This is a genomic window from Aeromonas sp. s2 (assembly GCF_040907935.1).
In the GTDB taxonomy this organism is placed as follows: Bacteria; Pseudomonadota; Gammaproteobacteria; order Enterobacterales; family Aeromonadaceae; genus Aeromonas; species Aeromonas dhakensis.
The window spans coordinates 589201-610091 of the sequence record NZ_JBFOCR010000009.1; the positions used below are offsets into that span (position 1 = coordinate 589201).

Below are 20891 nucleotides of genomic sequence, written 5' to 3' on the forward strand. Positions count from 1 at the left end.
AGAAAATCCCCGTTTGCAGTATGCTGGCCCCCTCTTCAATCAGAGGCAGGGCCGCCCCTTATGCCCCTGCCCAGTAGTCGTTTAAGGAGACGAGCATGCAACCACAAAAAGAGCTGATCACCGAGACTGCCCTGCTGGAGATGGCCAACAAGATCATCAAGGAACACGAAGACTTCATCCACGGCATGCGCGCCGATTCGGTGGAGCAGAAGGGGGAGATCCTGGTGTTCAAGGGGGAGTTCTTCCTGGCCGAAGATGGTACCCCGACCGGCAAGACCATGGCGGTGTTCAACATGTTCAAGCTGCTGGCCCAGCAGCTCTCCGGCAAGTACCAGCTGGGCTGAGCCCGCTCAACCCCGCTCAAGCAAGATGCCGCCCTCAGGCGGCATCTGTCTGTATGGCGGCAGGCTGTGCCGGCTTGCCGCCCAGCTCCCCCACCACGCAGTTGCGCCCGGCCATCTTGGCCATGTAGAGACACTCGTCGGCCCGGTTGAGCAGATCCTCCACCCCTTCGCCACGCAGGGCCAGGGTCAGGCCGATACTCACCGTCACCTCCAGCAGTTCGTCGGAGGTGGGGCTTTTCACCAGCCGCGCCTCCACCGCCACCCGCAGCCGCTCGGCCACCCGTTTGGCCTGGGCCAGCCCGGCGCAGTTGGGCAGCAGGATGGCAAACTCCTCGCCGCCGTAGCGGCCCAGTACCATGCCGGGCTCCAGCTGCTCCGCCAGGGTCGCCGCCACCTCCTTGAGCACCGCATCCCCCGCCAGATGGCCGAAGGTGTCGTTGATGCGCTTGAAGCGATCCAGATCCAGCAGCAGCACCGCAAACGGCACCTGCTTGCGCACCATGTTCATCCTCGCCTTCTCCAGCTGCTTCATCAGCAGGCGGCGGTTCATCATGCCGGTCAGCTCGTCGGTGGTGGACTCCCGATAGAGCTGCAGCAGCATGTTGAGCTGGCCGCACTGCACCCAGCTGCTGGCCAAGGCAAACAGCCCCAGCAGCCAGATCTGGTTGAGGGTCTGCACGCTCCAGATCGGCTGCCCCACCAGCAGCCAGTTGCCAGCCAGCATGGTGACCAGAATGCCCCCCGCCAGCTGCAGGCCGAGGGAGAGCGGAATGGGGAAGATGGCGAACAGGCTGATGAGCAGGTAGGGGAAAGCCATGTAGCCCGCCTGCAACTCCTGATCCGCGCCGAAGCTGTGCAGGCAGATGAGGGAGAAGAGCATCATCACCGCCATCAGGTAGCCGAGCGCCAGCTTCATGCGTTCGCGTTTGAAATGGATGAGGTAGGAGAAGGGGATGAGCGGGGAGAGGGCGAGCAGGCAGAAGATCCGGGCCTGAAACAGTTCATCGAACTGGGCGGCGGGCAAGGTCAGCCAGTCCACCACCGCCCAGGCGGGCAGGCCCACCATCAGCAGACAGGTGAGCAGCCGAAGACGCACCGTCATAAAGCCCATGCGGGTCAGGGTAAAATCTTCGGAGTGGGCACGGGCACTCCAGAACTCCGACAGCTTCAGCATCCAGAGCCTCCAAATCGCAACAGAGGCCTCATTCTACGCCGTGCGGCGGCAAAATCCTATGCAACCCGGGCCATTTACGGGCGAGCGCCGTCACACAAACCGGCGGATCATAATCGCCGCGCGCAAACGTTTCAACCCATGGGAAAATAAAGCCGTTTCCAGCCGAATTAGCGCTGGTCAGCCCGTTCTCAATCACTAAAATAGCGCCCAATTTTCTCCCCCCTCCCCCACACATTCGAGGTATTTATGGAACAGGCTGCCGCCGTACGCGCAACCCGAGAGGCCCATCCACCCAGAAGAGCCCACAGCGAACTGGTCTACGGCATAGAGGATGTCCCGCCCCTGCCCCAGACCCTGTTCGCCGCCCTGCAGCATATGCTCGCCATGTTTGTCGCCATCATCACCCCGCCCCTCATCATCGCCAATGCCCTCGGCCTCCCTGCCGCCGACACCCGCTATATCGTCTCCATGTCGCTGGTCATGTCCGGCATCGCCTCCTTCATCCAGACCCGCCGCTTCGGCCCCCTCGGTTCCGGCCTGCTCTCGGTGCAGGGCACCAGCTTCAACTTCCTCGGCCCCATCATCGCCTCCGGCCTCGCCCTCAAGCAGGCGGCCATGCCCACCGAGGCGCTGCTGGGCACCCTGTTCGGCACCATGCTGGCGGCGGCCCTCACCATAGTGGTGATGAGCCGCTTCCTGCACCTGGTCAAACGGATCATCACCCCGCTGGTGACCGGCATCGTGGTGCTGCTCATCGGCCTGACCCTTATCAAGGTGGGCCTCATCAGCATGGGGGGTGGCTACGGCGCCCTGGCGGACGGCAGCTTCGCCAGCCACACCAACCTCTTCCTCTCCCTGCTGGTGCTCGGCCTCATCGTGCTGCTGCAGCGCAGCCGCAACCCCTGGCTGCGCCTCTCCGCCATCATGATCGCCATGCTGGCGGGTTATGCGGTGGCACTGCTGCTGGGCAAGGTCAACACCCCCACCTTCGACGGCCCGCTGCTGATGGTGCCTGTTCCGCTGCACTACGGGCTCGGTTTTGACTGGCAGCTGTTCGTACCGCTCGCCATCATCTTCGTGGTGACGGCGCTCGAGGCCATCGGCGACATGACCGCCACCTCCGACATCTCCGGCGAGCCGCTGGAAGGGCCCATCTACATGGAACGGATCAAGGGTGGGGTGCTGGCCGATGGCGCCAACTCCATGCTGGCGGCGGTATTCTCCACCTTCCCCATGTCCACCTTCGCCCAGAACAATGGCGTCATCCAGCTGACCGGGGTGGCCAGCCGCCACGTCGGCCTCTTCATCGCCGCCATGCTGGCCCTGCTCGGCCTGTTCCCGGCGGTGGCGAGCCTGGTGCAGCAGATCCCCGAGCCCGTGCTGGGGGGCGCTACCATCGTCATGTTCGGCACCATCGCCGCCGCCGGCGTGCGCATCATCTCCCGCGAGGAGCTGGACCGCCGCGCCCTGATGATCCTGGCGGTGTCGCTGGCGATGGGCCTCGGGGTGGCCCAGGTGCCGGAAGTGCTGCAGCACCTGCCGGATCTGGCCAAGAGCGTGCTCTCCTACGGCGTCGCCACCGGCGGCCTCACCGCCATCATCATGAACCTGCTGCTGCCCAAGCGCGCCGCTGCACAGGCCTGACACACCGCCATCCTTACACCAAAGCCCCGCCATGCGGGGCTTTACCTCCTTCGCTGCCACGGGTAGTGTGCTGGGCAGCCTCTGCTCAGGATGCCTTTCATGCCCTATACCCTGCTTCCCCCCCTGCCCAGCAGCCACACCCTGGATCAGATCCTGGCCGAGGAGCAGCGCTGGCTGCGAGAATGCGCCCATGACCGCCAGCCCCGCGCCCACCTTTGGCAGGCACCCCAATGCCTCATCGTCACCCGCAAGGACACCCGCTTGCCCCGCTACCAGGCTGCCTGCGAGCAGCTTGCCGCCGAGGGTTGGCCCGTGCATGTGCGCGACAGCGGCGGCACCGCCGTGCCCCACGGCGCCGGCATCCTCAATCTGTCGCTCATGCTGCCTCGCACCACCACGGATCTCGCTCACTACTACCGGCTGCTGGGGGCACCGCTGCTCGCCCTGCTGGGGGAGTACGGTCTCGAGGGCAGCTATGACTTCGTGCCCGGCTCGTTTTGCGACGGCCAGTACAATCTGGTGATCGGGGGGCGCAAGGTGACCGGCACCGCCCAGCGCTGGCTGGCGCCGGGTCAGGATCACCACGGAGCCGTACTGGCTCAGGCCATGCTGCTGGTGGCAGGCAACGTGGACGAGGGCACCCGGATGGCAAGTCGCTTCTACGAGCTGGCGGGCGGCGAGCTGCGCTTTATCCCGGGCACCTCCACCACCATTGCGCAAGCCATCGATTGGCAAGGGCGCGATGGCGAGCTGGTAGAGAGGGTGAAAGCCCGGCTCAGCGCGCTGCTGAGCAAGGAGTGAGCACGGGCCCTGCTGCCGGGCACAGCAGCCTGCTCCCCTCATAAAAGCGCCCATAGAAAAAGCCACGACCCAGGTCGTGGCTTTTCGTTTGAATGCAGTGTCGTGGCATCAGGCCGTCTGCGGCTCGGGCTCGGACTCCGTATCGCTGTCCCGACTGAAGTAGGCGCGGGTCTCGGCAATCACCACGTGGCGCAGGCCGATGAGGCCGATGAGGTTGGGCACCGCCATCAGGCCGTTGACGATGTCGGCCAACAGCCAAATCATGTCCAGATGCAGGAAGGCGCCGCACGCCACCAGCACCAGGTAGACCAGGCGGTAGGGCTTGATCGCCTTCACCCCGAACAGGTACTCGGTGCAGCGCTCGCCGTAGTAGTTCCAGCCCAGGATGGTGGTGAAGGCGAAGAACAACAGCCCGATGCTAACCAGATACTGGCCGACATGGGCATCGAGCCCCTGGGCGAAGGCCAGACTGGTCATGGCAGCGCCGCTCGCATCGCCGCTCCACACCCCGGTCACCACCAGGGTCAGACCGGTCATGGTGCAGATGATGATGGTGTCGATGAAGGTGCCGGTCATGGAGACCAGCCCCTGCTCCACGCAGGAATCAGTCTTGGCCGCCGCCGCCGCGATGGGGGCAGAACCCAGTCCCGACTCGTTGGAGAAGACGCCCCGCGCCACCCCGGACTGGATCGCCAGCATGATGCCGGCACCGACGAAGCCGCCGGTGGCCGCATGGCCGGTGAAGGCGCTCTGCAGCACCAGCGCCACCGCATCCGGCAGGGCGGCGGCGTTGCTCACCAACACGCCGAGGCAGGCGACGATGTAGAAGATGGCCATGAAGGGCACCACCTTGCTCGACACGCTGGAGATGGACTTGATCCCCCCCAGGGTCACCAGTGCCACGATCAGGGTCAGCAGCACGGCGGTCACTTCCCGGGGCACCGAGAAGGAGAGGCTCATGGCGTCACTGATGGCGTTGACCTGGGGGAAGGTGCCGATACCGAAGAAGGCGACGCCGATGCCAAACAGGGCGAACAGCTTGGCCAGCACCTTGGAGCCAAGCCCCTTCTCCAGGTAGTACATGGGACCGCCCGCCATCTGGCCGTTGGCGTCCTGCTGGCGATATTTGACCGCCAGCAGGCACTCGGCATACTTGGTGGCCATGCCGAACAAGGCGGCCATCCACATCCAGAACAGGGCGCCCGGGCCGCCCAGCTTGATGGCGGTGGCGACCCCGACGATGTTGCCGGTGCCTATGGTGGCGGAGAGGGCGGTACAGAGCGCGCCGAAGCTGGAGACATCCCCCTGCTTGCCCTGACCCTGATCGCGGCCAAAGACCAGTCGCAGGGCGAGCGGCAAACGCACGACCTGAAGCAGACCCAGACGCAGAGTGAGGTAGACGCCGGTCCCGACCAGCAGGATCAGCAGGGGTGGCCCCCAGATAAAGCTATCGATGGCGGCGAGCGCCGATTGAATTGATGACATGCATCCTCCTTAAGAAACAGAAATTAAGGAGGAGAAGGATGATCTTCCCATAGGTGTCGCGATCGGCCAGAGGCGATCGGATGCGGGCAAAAAACGTGTTCACACTCTTGCTGTGAGGTCGTGACCAAGGCTCATGCGCTGCTCGAAAGCCTCATGTATTTACATACACTCCGGTTCCTGCGCTGCTCTTTACCTTGCTGACGACCTCTCGTTACAGACCGTGAACAGTTTCAAGCTCAGGTACAACCATCCCATCCCCTCTGTCCTTTTGCCTGAGAGTTTCCGGCTCCAGATTGCGATGCAATCACGGTGCCTTGCTCCTTCGGCGCCCGATTCAACGGGTCTCTCCAGAGTATCGTCCAGTAGCAGTCCACACCGGTTGCCCGGTACCTGAAAGATTCACTTCTTCGGTGGATGGTTGCCCATCGCTCTCCTGCTACCTTCATCCGAACTAGTTTGGATTAGGAAGCGGGCATGGTAATCCAAAAAGTGTGAGCTGTCTCCCACTCGCGCCCACTCGTCGCCGATTTTTTTCGATCCCGGCCAGGCTGAGGCCGAATGTTATTTGTTCGTTAACTATCAATACGTTAGACAAGGTTGCCTGCACAGCCTGCCGCTCGCTGGTCGAAACATGGGCCATATCAAGATGGTCTTTCGTCTCGACCAGAAAAACTTGCCGACATATCCAATCAAAATGGTTGCACACAAACGCAATAAGCCGATAATCCCGCGCATAACTAAGCACTTCGCAAGGAAGTTATGCAATGTGCCTGGTTGGTCCCACCGGACCGCTCGCCTGAGCCGGCCGTCGCCGGTTCAATCGCATATGGCTTGGGCATATCACGCCCCCTAAGGATGACCAAAAGAGAATGAACGAGACCCTGGTTGCACAAGATTACCGTCAGCTGGTTGAACAATTCGGCTCCCCCCTGCTGCTGCTCGACAAGGCAGCCGTCCGCAAACAGTATCGGGCCCTGGCCGCCGCCCTGCCCGATGTACGATTGCACTATGCACTCAAACCCCTGCCCCACGAGGCAGTGGTCTCTGTCTTGAAGGAAGAGGGGGCCTGTTTCGATCTGGCCACCAATGGCGAAGTGGATCTGGTGCGCAGTCAGGGTGTCCGCCCGGGGCGCTGCATTCATACCCATCCCATCAAGCGCGACAGCGATATCCGCTATGCGCTGGAGTACGGCTGCACCGTGTTTGTCTACGACAACCCGCTGGAGCTGGAGAAGTTCCTGCCTTACAAGGACGAGGTGAAACTGCTGCTGCGGGTGAGCTTCCCCAATCCCGAGACCAAGGTCGACCTCTCCAAGAAGTTCGGCTGCACTCCGGAGCAGGCGCTGCCACTGCTGCAGCTGGCCCATGCCAAGGGGATCAAGGTGATGGGGCTGTCGTTCCACGTCGGCTCCCAGGTGCCCCACGCCCGTCGCCACGTGCAGGCCATCGACGCCTGCCGCGAGATCATGGAGCAGGCCTGGGAGCTCGGCCTCAAGCCCTGGGTGCTGGACATCGGTGGCGGCTTCCCGGTGGATTATGAGGGCGGCGAGTTCGACATCGACGGCTTCTGCGCGCCGATCCGCGAGGCGCTGGCCAAGCTGCCGGCCACGGTGCAGAAGATTGCCGAGCCGGGCCGCTTCATCAGCGCGCCGGCCATGACCTCGGTATCCAGCGTGATGGGCAAGGCCCATCGCGGCGACAAGATCTGGTACTACCTGGATGACGGTCTCTACGGCAGCTACAACGGCCAGCTCTACGATCACGTCACCTACCCGGTGAGCACCCCGCTGGCCCGCGGCGAGCTGCACAACTCGGTGCTCTCAGGCCCCACCTGCGACAGCGTGGACGTGATCCGCGACGGCATCATGCTGCCGGATCTGGCCATCGGCGAGCTGGTGGTGGGCCGGGTGATGGGGGCCTACACCTGGGCGTCGGCCTCCACCTTCAACTTCTTCCCCAAGGCGAACATCCTCATTCTGGACAGCAGCCAGAAAGGGCAGAAGATGGTGGCCGTGGCCTGACAGGCCTGCGCCAAAAACAGAAGGGGGAAGCCGATGCTTCCCCCTTCTTTTTATTGTCTGGCGAATCGTCAGATAAACTGGCTGGTCAGCAGCCAGCCGGTGTAGGCGACGAAGCAGGCGAGCAGCACGCCCCCCTCCAGCCGGTTGATGCGCCCCTGCCCCTTGCGGCCCAGGCACATCACCAGCAGCAACAGGGTCAACCCCATCATCAGGCTCCAGTCGCGGGAGAGCACTTCCGGCGCCACGTCCAGCGGGTGGATGCCGGCCGCGATCCCGACCACCGCCAGGGTGTTGAACAGGTTGGAGCCGAGCACGTTGCCAAGGGCCAGATCATGCTCGTTCTTGCGAATGGCGATGAGGGAGGAGGCCAGCTCCGGCAGCGAGGTGCCGATGGCGACGATGGTGAGACCAATCACCAGATCGCTGATGCCAAAGCCCTGGGCTATGGTCACCGCCCCCCACACCAGCAGGCGAGAGGCACCGATCAGCAGCACCAGCCCGACCACCAGCCAGAACAGGGCCAGCTTGAGGGACATGCCTTCGCTGTCGATGCTCTCCTCGGTCTCCGCATCCAGCGCATCCCCCTTGCCGCGCATGCCGGCCCAGATGGACCAGCCCATCAGCGCCAGGAACACCACGCCGAGGATGACGGCGTCCGTGCGATCCAGGCGACCATCCAGCAACAGGGCGCCGGAGAGCAGGGTGATGCCGAGCAGGATGGGGATCTCCTTGCGCACCACCTGGGAGGCTACGGCGATGGGGCTGATCAGGGCCGTCAAGCCGAGAATAAGGGCGATATTGGTAATGTTGGAGCCATAGGCATTGCCGAGCGCGAGCCCGGGATTGCCCTGGGAGGCCGCCAGCGCGGAGACCACCATTTCAGGGGCCGAGGTACCAAAACCGATGATCACCATGCCGATCAGCAGCGGCGGCATACCGGCATAACGGGCAGTGGCGGCGGCACCGTCCACGAACTTGTCGGCACTCCAGACCAGCAACGCCAGTCCGGCAATCAGGGCAACAAAAGCCAGGGTCATATTTTTCTATCTCATCCACGGCAAACACGAGAGCCAGGCAACTTGCCTGGCTCCATCCAAACGCGGCAACAGTGTAACGGGCCGCCTTGCTATTTCAAGATGAAATCAAACGGCGATTAATCTTTCACAGCGCTGCCAGCAGACTCTCGGCATCCGACACCTCGAACTTGCCAGGCGCCTCCACGAAGAGCCGCTCCACCACGCCGTCATTGGCGATGAGGGCAAAGCGCTGGGCGCGCACGCCGCCAAAGGCGCCGGTCTCCTTGGCCAGCCCCAGGGCCCGGGTCCAGCTGCCGTCACCGTCCGCCAGCATGGTGATGGCAGCGGCGTTCTGGGCATCCTGCCACGCCTTCATCACGAAGGCGTCGTTGACCGACAGGCAGCAGATGGCATCCACCCCTTTGGCCTTGAACTGGTCCGCCAGCACCACGTATCCCGGCAGATGGGCGTTGGAACAGGTGGGGGTAAAGGCGCCGGGCACCGCAAACAGCACCACCCGCTTGCCGGCAAACAGGCTGTGGCTATCCCGCTGCTGTTTCCCCTCTGGGGTGATGAAGGTGAATTCGCCCGCAGGCAGGGTCTGACCCGTAGCAATCATTGTGCTCATCCTTAAGTGGAGGGAAGGAGCCCCAGTCTACCCCACGGCCGAGCTGTGACACAGGCCCCCCTTTAGCGGGATCATTTGAACTAACCTTGAGCAGGATCAGCCGACCAAGGAGGCTTCATGCAGCACTATTACGATGGACTGGAAATTCGCCCCTCCACCCTGCGCGAGCAGCAGCAGCTGGATCAGCTCAACCACCTGCTTGCCCATGTCGGCCAGTATTGTACCGGTTACTCCAGCGCCTACCGCCAGCGCCGCCTGCAGGATCTGGGGGAGTTGGCCAGCCTGCCCCTGCTCAACGCCGGTGAGCTGTTCGCCGCCCAGCAGGCCCACCCGCCCTTTGCCGGTCTCACCGGTCGCCCCGCCAGCCAGGCGCTGCGGGTGTTTGCCTGCCCCGGCCAGCTGGCCATTCCCGAATATGCCGGGGCCGATTGGTGGGGGGCGGCGCGGGCCCTGTTCGCCGCCGGCTTCAAGGCCGGGGAGGTGCTGCTCAACGGTCACGACTATCATATCAGCCCCACCGCCTTCATCTTCGACAACGGCGCCCGCCAGCTGGGGAGCCCGGTGGTGCCCTGCGGCCCCCACGATACCCGCCGCCAGCTGGAGGCGTTGCAGCGCTTTGAGCCGACCGGCTTCGTCGGACCGCTGGCGGTACTGCTGGACCTGCTGGAGGCGGCAGAGCGGGCCGAGGTGCCGAGCGACAGCCTGCGCTGCGCCCTGCTGTGCGAATCGTCCCACCCCGACACCCGGCCGCTGCAGGCGGTGCACGGCATCCGCGCGCTCAACTGCCTACTGCTGCAGGATGCCGGGGTGATCGCCTACGAGAGCCAGCCCGGCCAGGGGTTCATCGTCAACGAGAACTGTCTGGTCGAGATCATCGATCTGGCCAGCGGCGAGCCGGTCATCGGCGACACCGTCGGCCAGCTGGTGGTGACCCGGCTCGATCTGGAATACCCGCTGCTGCGCCTGGTGACCGAGTGGCAGGGCCACTGGCTCGCCGGTGCCAGCCCCTGCGGGCGCACCAACCGGCGACTCAGGCTGGTATGAGGTTCCATCCATCCAGAAACAGAACGGGCAGCCACTGGCTGCCCGTTCTGCATGCAACGCCGCTCAGCGCCGCGCCTGCCAGGTGGCGATGGCGAGCAAAGAGTCGGGGGTGAATTCGGCGGCCCGTGCGGCTATCTCCGCCTGGCTCATCCAGCACACCTCGCTCACCTCTTCGGCCTGCAGCCGCAGCGGCCCCTGATAGTGGCAGCTATAGAGGCCGCCCCAGACCCGGTAACCCTCCCCTTCGGCATAGAAGGTGCCAAAACCCTGCAGCGGCACCCCTTCGATGCCCAGCTCCTCGGCCAGCTCGCGGCGGGCGGAGGGTTCCATCTGCTCGCCCGTGGTGACCACGCCGCCGGCGCAGGCGTCCAGCATGCCGGGGCAGAAATCCTTGCTGAGGGTACGCCGCTGCACCAGGATCCGGTCAGCCTCGTCGAGCACCAGGATATAGCTGGCGCGGTGGCAGAGGTTCTCTCGCCGCACCTTGGCCCGCTCGGCCACGCCGATCACCCGGTTCTCTCCATCCACCACATCCACCCACTCCACACGCAGACCCTTCTGATTCATCCAAGTGACCGCAGTATATCGGGGTAACGGCTTGTCATGGCAGCCTTTTTTCAATTGCGTCCCGGCCGGCCGCCGACGGCAAACCGGATTCATACAAACCTCCATGAATTGTCACATCCGTGTCACCTGACGAGGCCATAGTGTGCCCTGTCCACGCAACAGGTGTTTTGTGATGAAGGTGTTCAAGAACTTGTCTCCCCGCCAGATTGCCCGCTACATCAAGAGCTTCCATCACGGCAGCTTCATGGTGGAGACCCACGGGCGGTTCGAGTTCAGCGGCGGCGAGATCAATCTGGAGAGCCTGACCTGCCGTCAGACCCTGAGTCTGGCCCGGCAGATCAATCTGGAGGTTCGCGGCCTGCGCCACACCACCCTGCTGTTGGGGTAACTTCCATAGTCCTTTCTGTTTTGTAGTCTGCGTCCATGCTTTTACTACTTGCCCGCCGCTCACCAGAGTGCGGGCTTTTTTATGGACGACATCCCCCCATGCGGCTCAATGTTGCAGGATCTGGGAGAGGAACAGCTTGGTCCGATCCGACTGAGGGTTGTCGAAGAACTGATCCGGCACGTTCTCCTCGATGATCTGTCCCCGGTCCATGAAGATCACCCGATCCGCCACCTGCTTGGCAAACCCCATCTCATGGGTGACGCAGAGCATGGTCATCCCCTCGTGTGCCAGCTCCACCATGACGTCCAGCACCTCACGCACCATCTCGGGATCCAGCGCCGAGGTGGGTTCGTCAAACAGCATCACCTGGGGGTTCATGCAGAGACTGCGGGCGATGGCGACTCGCTGCTGCTGACCGCCGGAGAGCTGACCCGGATACTTCAGGGCCTGCTCCGGGATCCGCACCCGACGCAGGAAGTTCATGGCGATCTCTTCGGCCTCCCTGCGCGGCAGCTGCTTGACCCAGATGGGCGCCAGGCAGCAGTTCTCCAACACGGTCAGGTGGGGGAAGAGGTTGAAGTGCTGGAACACCATGCCCACCTCCCGGCGCACCGCCTCGATGTTCTTGAGATCCGAGGTCAGGGCCGTGCCCTTGACCAGGATGTCCCCGCTCTGGTGCTCTTCCAGCCGGTTGATGCAGCGGATCATGGTGGACTTGCCAGAGCCAGATGGCCCGCAGATGACGATCTTCTCCCCTCTGCCCACCTGCAGGTTGATGTTGCGCAGCACATGAAACTCACCGTACCACTTGTTGACTGCTTTCAGTTCGACGACAGCGTCCGTTTTCATCTCGAAACTACTCCTAATGCTTGTGGCCCGTGTTGAGTTTGCGCTCCAGATAGATGGAGTAGCGGGACATGCCAAAACAGAACATCCAGAAGATCATGGCGATAAAGACATACGCCTCGGTGGAATACCCCAGCCAGGCCGGATCCGCCAGCGCCACCTTGGAGATGGCCAGCAGATCGAACAGCCCGATGATCAGCACCAGGCTGGTGTCCTTGAACAGGGAGATAAAGGTGTTCACCAGCGAGGGGATGGTGATCTTGAGGGCCTGCGGCATGATGATGAGCCCCATCACCTTCCAGTAGGAGAGCCCCAGGGCCTCCCCCGCCTCGTATTGCCCCTTGGGGATCGCCTGCAGCCCGCCTCTCACCACCTCGGCCACATAGGCCGCCTGGAACAGGATGATGCCGATGAGCGCCCGCAGCAGCTTGTCGAGCTCCACTTCGGTACTCATGAACAGCGGCAGCATGACGGACGCCATGAAGAGCACGGTGATGAGCGGCACCGCCCGCCAGAACTCGATATAGACGGTGCAGAGGCTGGCGATGACCGGCATGTGGGAGCGACGCCCCAGCGCCAGCAGGATGCCGAACGGCAGCGCAACCACTATGCCCACCACCGCCAGCACCAGGGTCAGCATCAACCCGCCCCAGCGGTTCGTCTCCACCACCTCGAGCCCCGCCCCGCCATGGATGAGGAAGAAGGCGATGACAGGAAACACCAGCAGGGTGAACAGCGCCAGCCACCCCTTGCGCGGGGTCTTGGGCCAGATGAGCAGGGCCAGCAACACTGCCAGGCCGGCGAAGGTCAGGTTGATGCGCCAGTACTGATCGGCCGGGTAGAAGCCATAGAGGTACTGCCCCAGCCGGCTCTCGATGAAGATCCAGCAGGCGCCGCCCTGGCCGCAGGCCTCGCGGCTGCTCCCCTGCCAGGTGGCGGAGAACAACGCCCAATCCAGGGCAGACCAGATCAGCGGCAGCAGCAGATAAGCCAGCGCCAGGGTCAGCAGGCCGTTCCACCAGTTGGGAAACAGATTCTGCCTGAGCCAGGCGACCAGGCCCCGGCGATGGTTGGGAGGTGGCAGGGCCTCCTGCAATTCGTTCACGAACATGACTGCTCCCTAGCGCTCAACCAGCGTCATTCTGCGGTTGTAGATGTTCATCAGCAGCGAGGTGGTGATACTGATGACGAGATAGACCCCCATGGTCATGGCAATGACCTCGATAGCCTGCCCGGTCTGGTTGAGGGTGGTGCCCATGAACACAGACACCAGATCCGGATAGCCGATGGCCGTGGCCAGCGAGGAGTTCTTGGTGAGGTTCAGATACTGGCTGGTCAAGGGAGGGATGATGACCCGCATCGCCTGGGGAATGATCACCAGCCGCAGCGTCTTGGCGGGTGAGAGCCCGAGGGCGGAGGCCGCCTCCGTCTGGCCCTTGCTGATGGCCATGATGCCGGAGCGCACTATCTCCGCGATGAAGGCCGCCGTGTAGATGGTGAGCGCCAGCAAGAGGGCCGCGAGCTCGGGCAAGACCGTCAGACCACCCCGGAAGTTGAACCCCTGCAGGGCTGGCACGCTCCAGCTGAGCGGGCTGCCCGCCAGCAGGAAGGCGGCGGCCGGGAGCAGAATGACCAGGGCAGCCACGCTGCGCCAGAACGGGAATATCCTGCCGGTCAGGGCCTGACGGCGCCGTGCCCAGCGGCTCAACCCCCAACTCAGCACCACGGCGATCAGCAATGCCAAGAGCACGTAGCCGAATCCCTCTTCGAACAGGGGCTTGGGCAGATAGAAGCCCCGCACGTTGAGGAAGGCGAGCCCCCCCAGATCCACGCTCTGGCGCGGAGATGGCAGGGTGCGCAGCACCGAGAAGTACCAGAAGAAGATCTGCAGCAGCAGCGGGATATTGCGAAACGTCTCTATGTAGACGGTCGCTATCTTGGCCACCAGCCAGTTGCGCGACAGGCGCGCCACCCCGAGCATGAAACCGAGCAGGGTGGCAAACAGGATGCCGAGCACGGAGACCAGCAGGGTATTGAGCAGCCCCACCAGAAAGGTACGGCCGAAAGTATAGGTCTCGTCATAGGGGATCAGGCTCTGCAGGATGCCAAAGCCCGCCGTGTTGCCCAGAAAATCGAAGCCTGTGGTGATGCCACGGGTGGCCAGATTGGTCAGGGCATTGTGGATGATGTAGAACAGGAAGCCGACCACGACCGCGATGGCCAGGCACTGGAAGATCAATGCCCGTACCTTGGCGTCATACCACCAGCGGCCCTGTTCTTTCCTATGGTTTGATGCGTGTAACGCCATGAGGATGACTCCGACAAAGCCAGGGGAAATGGGGGGCCTCGGCCCCCCGATGGTTGTCGACTCAGCGGATGGGCGGCGCGTACATCAGGCCACCCTTGTTCCAGAGCGCATTGATGCCACGCTCGATCTTGAGGGGGGAGCCGGCACCGACGTTGCGATCGAAGGATTCGCCATAGTTGCCGACCTGCTTGACGATGTTGTAGGCCCACTTGTCATCCAGCCCGAGCACCGAGCCCTTGGGCTCTTCCAGCCCCAGCAGACGACGGATATCCGGGTTGGTGGACTTGAGCATCTCGTCCACGTTGGTACTGGTGACCCCGGCCTCCTCGGCGTTGAGCATGGCGTTCAGGCTCCAGCGCACCACCTTGAACCACTGATCGTCACCCTGACGCACGGCAGGTCCCAACGGCTCCTTGGAGATCACCTCAGGCAGCACCATGGCCTCCGCCGGCTTGCTGAGCTTGATCTTGAGGGCATAGAGCTGGGATTGATCCGAGGTCAGCACATCGCAGCGGCCCGCCTCGAACCCCTTGACGGTCTGATCCGAGGTATCGAACACCACAGGGGTATATTTCATGCCGCCATTGGCGCGGAAATAGTCCGCCAGGTTGAGCTCTGTGGTGGTGCCAGACTGGATGCAGACGGCGGCACCGTCGAGCTCCTTGGCGCTCTTCACCCCGAGGGACTGCTTGATCAGAAAGCCTTGGCCATCGTAGTAGTTCACCCCGGCAAAGGTCAGACCCAGCGACCCGTCCCGGGTCAGGGTCCAGGTGGTATTGCGCGACAGCAGATCCACCTCGCCGGATTGCAGGGCGGTGAAACGCTCCTTGGCGGTGAGGGAGACATACTTCACCTTGCCGGCATCCCCCAGCACGGCCGCGGCCACGGCGCGGCACACATCCACGTCCAGACCGGTCCAGGTGCCCTTGGCATCCGGATTGGAGAAACCAGGCAGGCCGTCACCCACCCCGCACTGCACGAATCCCTTCTTCTTGACGGCATCCAGGGTGCCGTCGGCCCATGCATTGGCTGCCACCAGCGACAGCACCATCACCATACCTGCCTTGTGTATCTGCTTCATCTCACGCTTCCCTGTGGTTTGATTCAAATAGGCACCAGAACCTGGCAAGATGCCTTCGTTTCTCTGCTTTTTCACAGCTTATCGAGCGGCTCAAAAACCTGTCAATCGGTGCAAGCCGGCCCAACCTTGGTGCAGCAGCACAAAATAGGTCAACGGGCCGATATGCACTCTTAGAATTAAAAATAGACCCTTATTCGCAAAATGGCCTACGGTTCCAAGCCCCCGATAATGTGAGGATTATTTTTCGCAAAAAATCGGACGCACCGGATTGGGGCAGAAAAACGCGCTGACAACGCATTTATCGGGCGCGTTTTGCCAACAACAGGGCCCGTTATTGGGGGGCATGAACCAATACCGGGCAACCGGAAGAGAGGGATGAAAGGTGGGAACGGGGGCGTAAACGCCGGAAAGAGACCGGAGCCACACCACCGCACTCGGCGCGCAGCATCCGGTCGGCAGGATCAATTGCCGCGCGGGCCGTTCTCGATGTCGGTGACCACCCCGTTGCGCACGGTGACGAAACGCATGAACTCGTTCTTGCCGAAGTTGTAGGTCCAGCGCTCCCCATACTTCACCTGCACCAGGTTGCCGAACTGGTTCTCCTCGTTGCGGGTCAGCTCCTCGCGCAGCATGGGCTCGCCGCACTTGATCAGCATCTCGGCGGTGCTGTCCCCTTCGGTGATCAGCGCATTCTTGCAGCGCATGGCGCCGGCACTGGCCGGCAGACTCAGCAGCAGGGCCAGCAGGGTTCCGCCAACCAGCGGCAGTGACTTCATCAATAGCTTCATCTGTGACTCCATTTGAACAGGGCGCTGCCCAGGGTGATGCAGCAGAGCGTAAACAGCAGGACCCAGCCCAGTGGCGTAGCCACCTCGGCCCAGCCTGCTCCTTCCAGCATGACGGCGCGGGCCGCCGCGATGATCTGGCTGAGCGGCAGCCAGGCCGCCAGCTGCTGCAGCCAGGCGGGAGCTCCTTCCAGCGAGAACCAGACGCCGGAGAGGAACATCATCGGCATGCTGATGACGTTGAGTAGCCCGCTCGCCAGCTCCTCGTTCTGGATGCGGGCCGCCACCAGCAGGCCGAGGGACGCCATGGCCGCCCCGCCCAGCAGGGCGATCAACAGCAGCAGCCAGCCCGAGCCGAGCAGCGGCACCCCGAGCAGAAAGTAGGCCACCAGAAACACCAGCAGGCTCACCACCAGGGTGATCAGGATGCGCGACAGCAGTTGGGCGCAGAGAAACTCGGCGGCCGAGAGCGGGGTGGCCCCAAGCCGTTTGAGCACCCCGTTCTTGCGGTAACGGACGATGACGAAGCCCACCCCGAACAGGCCGGAGAACATCAGGTTCATGCCGATCACCCCGGGCAGCAGCCAGTCGCCATAGCGAATGGCGCGCCCGCTCAGGGTCTCCCGCACCAGCGGCGCCGGCACGGCCTGGCGCAGCAGATACTCGGCCATGGCGCCCTGGGGGGCATCCAGGTTGATCCAGTAACGGCCCGTGCCGGGCGAGAGCAGCAGATCCAGCTGGTGGTGGCGCACCTTGAGCCGGCCCTTCTCCTCCTCGTCATAGGGGATGATCTTGAGCAGCGGCACGGCGCGTAGTGGGGCATAGGCCGCAGGCAGCTCCCCCACCACGCCCATCTGCACCAGCGGCTTGGGTGGGCCGGAGAAGATGAGGGTGAACCCCAGTACCAGCAGCAGCGGAAAGGCCAGGTTCCAGATCAGCGCGGCCCGATCCCGCACGAACTCCAGGTTGCGGGCATAGAAGAGCGCCCCGATGCGCTTGAGTGATCCCGTCATCTGGTGCTCCTTGGGCTGGCAGGCTGGAGCGGCATGCCGGCAGGCGCCCCTGCGGGGTGCCACGGGGTAGCTTTCATGCGCCGCTCCGCAGGCTGTGGCCGGTCAGGTTCAGGAAGAGATCCTCCAGGTTGGGGGAGCGCACCTGCATGCCGGTCAGCGGCACGCCCAGGCTCAGCAGCCGTGGTAGCAAGTCCGCCACGTCGGGGCAGCTCAGCTCCACCTGCTCGCCCAGCGGGCGCAGGGGGTAGCCGAGACTGGCGAGGGCCGGGTGAGCCGCCAGGCGCACCAGCACGCCGTCAAAGTGTTGGGCCAGCAGGGCGACCGGGGTATCCAGGCTGAGCAGATGGCCGTGATCGACGATGGCAATCTGATCGCACAGCTGCTGGGCCTCGTCCATGTAGTGGGTGGTAAGCACCACCGTCTTGCCCTGCGCCTTGATCGCCTCGATGCGCTGCCAGAAGTGGTGACGGGCCTGGGGATCGAGACCCGTGGTGGGCTCATCCAGAAACAGCAGCTCGGGGTCGCCGAGCAGGGCCAAGGCCAGCAGCAGCCGTTGCCGCTGACCGCCGGAGAGCTTGCGGCTGTCCCGATCGATGAATTCCCCCAGCGCACACAGCTCGATGAGCTGAGCCTGGGGCAAGGGGGCCGGGTAGAGGCTGGCAAACAGCCGCAGGGTATCGCGCACCGTCAGGAAATCCTGCAGCGCCGTGTGCTGGAACTGGATGCCGATGCGGGAGCGATAGTCGGGGCCGCGTGGGGCGCCGTGGAACAGGATCTGGCCGCTGTCCGGGGTGAGGATCCCCTCCAGCAGTTCGATGGTGGTGGTCTTGCCCGCCCCGTTCGGGCCGAGCAGGCCGAAACAGCTGCCGGCAGGAATTGCAAAGCTGAGCCCGTCCACCGCCTTGACGCCGGGGAAGTGCTTGACGAGATCGACGACTTCAATGATGGCAGCCATGGGCGCTCTCCCAGCAGGAGCCATGACTATATCCAAAAGCGCAGGCGCTGCCCATGCCCCGCCGTGCGCGGCGCAAAAAAACAGACGGCGACCCTAGGGTCGCCGTCTGTATCAATCAAGCCAGCCGGATCACAGGATGTCCAGCAGCTCCACTTCGAATACCAGTGCAGAGTAGGGCGGGATGGAACCGGCACCGCGTGCGCCGTAGGCCAGATCCTGCGGAATGTAGAGCTTCCACTTGGAGCCAACCGGCATCAGTTGCAGCGCTTCTACCCAGCCGGCGATCACGCCAGTTACCGGGAATTCGGCCGGCTGGCCGCGGGCGACGGAGCTGTCGAACACGCCACCGTGGGTGAAAGTACCGTGGTAGTGCACACGGACGGACTGACCGGCTACCGGTACGGCACCGTTGCCTTCCACCAGCACTTCGTACTGCAGACCGGACTCGGTGGTCTTCACTTCGGCGCGCTTGGCGTTGTCGGCCAGGAAGGCTTCGCCTTCGGCGGCGGCAGCCTTGGCGACGGCTTCCTGCTCTTCCTGCATGCGGGCGGTGATGACCTGGAAGGCATCGTTGATATCGTCACGGCTGACCGCGAACTCCAGACCATTCAGGGCATCTGCCAGACCTTGCTGCAGGGCCGGGATATCCAGACCGGCGAAGGCTTGCTGCGCCAGTTGATCACCCATGTTGCGGCCGATGCCATAGCTGGCCTTCTGTTCGATAGAGTCGTATTGGGACATTGAGAAGTTGCTCCGGGTCCTGAGGGTAAAAGAGACGGGATAATATCAGACTTTTGCGCCGGGTGCTGCCGGCCTGTCCCCGGTTTTGCCCCCAGGTGGGAGGTGCCTCACATCAGCCCCCTCATCCCCGTCCCTTCTCCCGCTAGGGGAGAAGGGAGCAAAACAGAGCACCATCACCCCTGCTCACATTCAAGCCGTATCAGGCCCTGTCCAGCAGGGCCCGTACCGCCGCGACCTTGGCGCCGTCGGTGATATTGACCCGACCGTCGTCCGAGGTGTCCATGCTGACGCCCATGACGAGACACCATGCCGCCGTGCGGCTCGTATCAGCCCCTGTCCAGCAGAGCCCGTACCGCTGCAACTTTGGCGCCGTCGGTGATATTGACCCGACCGTCGTCCGAGGTGCCCATGTTCACTCCATGAGGCACCATGCCGCCGCGCCAGCCCATGCCGGACATGTGCACTTCGTTCACCCCGGTAAACTCGATGATGGTACGCACGTTGTCGGCATTGACCCCGGCACCCGGCATCAGACTGGCGCGCCCCGCCAGCGCCTGCTGCATCGCCTGCAGGGTCTCGAGCCCCGCCAGCGCAGTCGGTGCATGGCCCGAGCTCAGAATGCGCTCGCAGCCGGCGGCGACTATGGTCTCCAAGTCGAGGCGCCAGTCAGAGGAGAGGTCGATGGCGCGGTGGAAGGTGACGCCAAGGGGCCCCGCCGCCTCCACCAGCTGGCCGAGTCTGGCGGCGGGCACCCGTCCCTCCTCGTCCAGCAGACCGACCACCACCCCTTGCAGGCCAGCGGCACGGGCCGCCGCGATATCCTGCAGCATCATCTCGAACTCCCCTTCGCCAAAGCAGAAATCGCCGGCCCGGGGCCGGATCATGGCGTAGACGGGAATGGTGGCATGGCGCGCCGCCAGCTGCATGAAGCCATAGGAGGGGGTCAGGCCGCCCAGCCCCAGCGCAGAGCAGAGCTCGATGCGATCGGCGCCGGCCGCTTGGGCGGTGAACAGGGATTCCAGGTTGTCGATACAGATTTCAAGAGAGGTCATTATGGACTCCTTTATTGGGGAGATCAGACCCCGGATCTGATCTCATAAATTGAGCAAGGCGGCCCCGCGCACCCCGCCGGCGCCGCCGAAGCGGGCCTCGCGGATCTCGGGCAGGGCGACCCCGGGCAGCAGGTGACCGGGCAGGCGCAGCGGCAACTGCTCATAGAGCGCGGGCAGGCCGCTCAGGCCGCCCCCCAGCACCACCACGTCGGGGTCGACCACCGAGATGGCGGTGGCCAGTCCGGCGGCCATGATCTCGAGCCAGCAGTCGACCGTGGCCACCGCATGGGGCTCGTGCGCCTCGAAGCGCCCCACTATCTGATGACCGCTGGCACGCTGGCCGTGGAAGTGGTGATAGAGCCGCTCCAGCCCGGTGCCGGAGGCATAGGTTTCAAAGCAGACCAGGCGACCGCAGCCGCAACGGGGACGAGGCAGGTCGGGGTACTTCATCAGCATGGTGGCCGGCAGCGGGTAGTGGCCTATCTCCCCCGCCAGCCAGTTGCGGCCCTGGATCAGCTTGCCCGCCAGATAGACGGCGCCGCCGATGCCGGTGCCTATGGTGACGCCGAGGGCGTTGTCGGCCCCCGCCGCCGCCCCCTGATGTACCTCGGACCAGAGGAAGCAGTTGGCATCGTTGTCCACCTTGACCGGTCTGCCCAGCAGTTCAGCCAGATCGGCGCCCAGGTGGCGACCATTGATGGAGGGCAGATTGGCCGCCACTATGCTGTGGTCGTGCCGGTTGAGAATGCCGGGAAAGCCGATGCCCACCGCACCGCGCGCGCCAAAACGGGCATCCGCCTGCTCGACCCGCTCGCGAATGAGTTGCTGCAGCCCCTGATAGTCATTGCCGGGAGTGCTCATGCGCTCCTCGTGGCAGAGATTCAAGGCGCCGTCATAGACGGCAAACGCTATCTTGGTGCCACCAATATCAAAGCCGTAATACATGCCACACTCCCTTGTCGGTGAGCCGCCTCACCTCAGCCTGTCCAGAGGGGGAC

Annotated in this window: 21 protein-coding genes, 1 pseudogene and 1 riboswitch; of the genes and pseudogenes, 6 read left to right on the forward strand and 16 right to left on the reverse strand. The window is 63.7% G+C overall.

Going from position 1 to position 20891, the window contains the following annotated elements:
• The first annotated feature begins 95 nt into the window (after positions 1-95).
• A complete protein-coding gene (locus tag AB5Y81_RS07600; protein ID WP_005298586.1) occupies positions 96-344 on the forward strand; it encodes a YciN family protein in 249 nt (82 codons plus the stop codon).
• 34 nt (positions 345-378) lie between these two features.
• On the opposite strand, the gene AB5Y81_RS07605 is transcribed toward AB5Y81_RS07600, so the two are convergent.
• On the reverse strand, positions 379-1518 hold the full coding sequence (locus AB5Y81_RS07605; protein ID WP_279484672.1) for a GGDEF domain-containing protein: 1140 nt from the start codon (positions 1516-1518) through the stop codon (positions 379-381).
• A 246-nt stretch (positions 1519-1764) separates the two neighbouring features.
• On the opposite strand from AB5Y81_RS07605, the gene AB5Y81_RS07610 reads away from it, so the two are divergent.
• Together AB5Y81_RS07610 and AB5Y81_RS07615 are read left to right on the forward strand one after the other, a co-directional pair.
• On the forward strand, positions 1765-3162 hold the full coding sequence (locus tag AB5Y81_RS07610; RefSeq protein ID WP_279484673.1) for a nucleobase:cation symporter-2 family protein: 1398 nt from the start codon (positions 1765-1767) through the stop codon (positions 3160-3162).
• Positions 3163-3261: 99 nt separating this feature from the next.
• Entirely contained in the window at positions 3262-3963 is a 702-nt protein-coding gene (locus tag AB5Y81_RS07615) for a protein ligase (RefSeq protein WP_279484674.1), read from the forward strand.
• 108 nt (positions 3964-4071) lie between these two features.
• On the opposite strand, the gene AB5Y81_RS07620 is transcribed toward AB5Y81_RS07615, so the two are convergent.
• Positions 4072-5448, reverse strand: a complete 1377-nt coding sequence (locus AB5Y81_RS07620) for a sodium:alanine symporter family protein (RefSeq protein WP_005298574.1) — start codon at positions 5446-5448, stop codon at positions 4072-4074.
• 250 nt (positions 5449-5698) lie between these two features.
• A riboswitch (glycine riboswitch) is annotated at positions 5699-5809 on the reverse strand.
• A 508-nt stretch (positions 5810-6317) separates the two neighbouring features.
• Between AB5Y81_RS07620 and AB5Y81_RS07625 the strand changes: the two genes are divergently transcribed.
• Positions 6318-7469: a type III PLP-dependent enzyme gene (locus tag AB5Y81_RS07625; protein ID WP_005298572.1), complete on the forward strand. Its 1152-nt coding sequence runs from the start codon at positions 6318-6320 to the stop codon at positions 7467-7469.
• A 68-nt stretch (positions 7470-7537) separates the two neighbouring features.
• On the opposite strand, the gene AB5Y81_RS07630 is transcribed toward AB5Y81_RS07625, so the two are convergent.
• Both AB5Y81_RS07630 and AB5Y81_RS07635 read right to left on the reverse strand, forming a co-directional pair.
• Positions 7538-8506, reverse strand: coding sequence for a calcium/sodium antiporter (locus AB5Y81_RS07630; RefSeq protein ID WP_025202060.1), 969 nt, complete (start codon positions 8504-8506; stop codon positions 7538-7540).
• Positions 8507-8630: 124 nt separating this feature from the next.
• Positions 8631-9104, reverse strand: coding sequence for a peroxiredoxin (locus AB5Y81_RS07635; protein WP_017780615.1), 474 nt, complete (start codon positions 9102-9104; stop codon positions 8631-8633).
• A gap of 126 nt (positions 9105-9230) precedes the next feature.
• Between AB5Y81_RS07635 and AB5Y81_RS07640 the strand changes: the two genes are divergently transcribed.
• Positions 9231-10157: a phenylacetate--CoA ligase family protein gene (locus AB5Y81_RS07640; protein ID WP_025202061.1), complete on the forward strand. Its 927-nt coding sequence runs from the start codon at positions 9231-9233 to the stop codon at positions 10155-10157.
• 63 nt (positions 10158-10220) lie between these two features.
• Here the strand turns inward: AB5Y81_RS07640 and yfcD are convergent, their stop codons facing one another.
• On the reverse strand, positions 10221-10724 hold the full coding sequence (gene yfcD / locus AB5Y81_RS07645) for an NUDIX hydrolase YfcD (protein WP_017783488.1): 504 nt from the start codon (positions 10722-10724) through the stop codon (positions 10221-10223).
• A 172-nt stretch (positions 10725-10896) separates the two neighbouring features.
• On the opposite strand from yfcD, the gene AB5Y81_RS07650 reads away from it, so the two are divergent.
• Positions 10897-11112: a DUF1107 domain-containing protein gene (locus tag AB5Y81_RS07650; protein ID WP_005298562.1), complete on the forward strand. Its 216-nt coding sequence runs from the start codon at positions 10897-10899 to the stop codon at positions 11110-11112.
• Positions 11113-11217: 105 nt separating this feature from the next.
• On the opposite strand, the gene AB5Y81_RS07655 is transcribed toward AB5Y81_RS07650, so the two are convergent.
• From AB5Y81_RS07655 to AB5Y81_RS07705, 11 genes and pseudogenes are all read right to left on the reverse strand, one after another.
• Positions 11218-11961, reverse strand: a complete 744-nt coding sequence (locus tag AB5Y81_RS07655; RefSeq protein WP_005298561.1) for an amino acid ABC transporter ATP-binding protein — start codon at positions 11959-11961, stop codon at positions 11218-11220.
• A gap of 13 nt (positions 11962-11974) precedes the next feature.
• Positions 11975-13069, reverse strand: coding sequence for an amino acid ABC transporter permease (locus AB5Y81_RS07660; protein WP_126882321.1), 1095 nt, complete (start codon positions 13067-13069; stop codon positions 11975-11977).
• 9 nt (positions 13070-13078) lie between these two features.
• Positions 13079-14266 carry an amino acid ABC transporter permease gene (locus AB5Y81_RS07665; protein WP_236664646.1) on the reverse strand — a complete coding sequence of 396 codons (1188 nt, stop codon included), beginning with the start codon at positions 14264-14266 and terminating at the stop codon, positions 13079-13081.
• 61 nt (positions 14267-14327) lie between these two features.
• On the reverse strand, positions 14328-15347 hold the full coding sequence (locus AB5Y81_RS07670) for an amino acid ABC transporter substrate-binding protein (protein ID WP_019839099.1): 1020 nt from the start codon (positions 15345-15347) through the stop codon (positions 14328-14330).
• A gap of 461 nt (positions 15348-15808) precedes the next feature.
• Positions 15809-16135, reverse strand: a complete 327-nt coding sequence (locus tag AB5Y81_RS07675) for a DUF2845 domain-containing protein (protein WP_010634719.1) — start codon at positions 16133-16135, stop codon at positions 15809-15811.
• Positions 16132-17145, reverse strand: a complete 1014-nt coding sequence (locus tag AB5Y81_RS07680; RefSeq protein ID WP_139431397.1) for an ABC transporter permease — start codon at positions 17143-17145, stop codon at positions 16132-16134. Before AB5Y81_RS07680 ends, AB5Y81_RS07675 begins: the two co-directional genes overlap by 4 nt.
• 73 nt (positions 17146-17218) lie before the next feature.
• Positions 17219-18100, reverse strand: a complete 882-nt coding sequence (locus tag AB5Y81_RS07685) for an ABC transporter ATP-binding protein (RefSeq protein WP_017783484.1) — start codon at positions 18098-18100, stop codon at positions 17219-17221.
• Positions 18101-18229: 129 nt separating this feature from the next.
• Complete coding sequence (locus AB5Y81_RS07690) at positions 18230-18841, reverse strand: FKBP-type peptidyl-prolyl cis-trans isomerase (protein WP_005298548.1); 612 nt, start codon at positions 18839-18841, stop codon at positions 18230-18232.
• Positions 18842-19040: 199 nt separating this feature from the next.
• Positions 19041-19133, reverse strand: a pseudogene (locus AB5Y81_RS07695) (copper homeostasis protein CutC); the annotation flags it as partial.
• Between the two features lie 34 nt (positions 19134-19167).
• On the reverse strand, positions 19168-19893 hold the full coding sequence (locus AB5Y81_RS07700) for a copper homeostasis protein CutC (protein ID WP_010634723.1): 726 nt from the start codon (positions 19891-19893) through the stop codon (positions 19168-19170).
• A gap of 42 nt (positions 19894-19935) precedes the next feature.
• The gene (locus tag AB5Y81_RS07705; RefSeq protein ID WP_368146621.1) at positions 19936-20838 is read right to left on the reverse strand and encodes an ROK family protein; all 903 of its coding nucleotides are present in this window, start codon (positions 20836-20838) and stop codon (positions 19936-19938) included.
• Between the last annotated feature and the right edge of the window lie 53 nt (positions 20839-20891).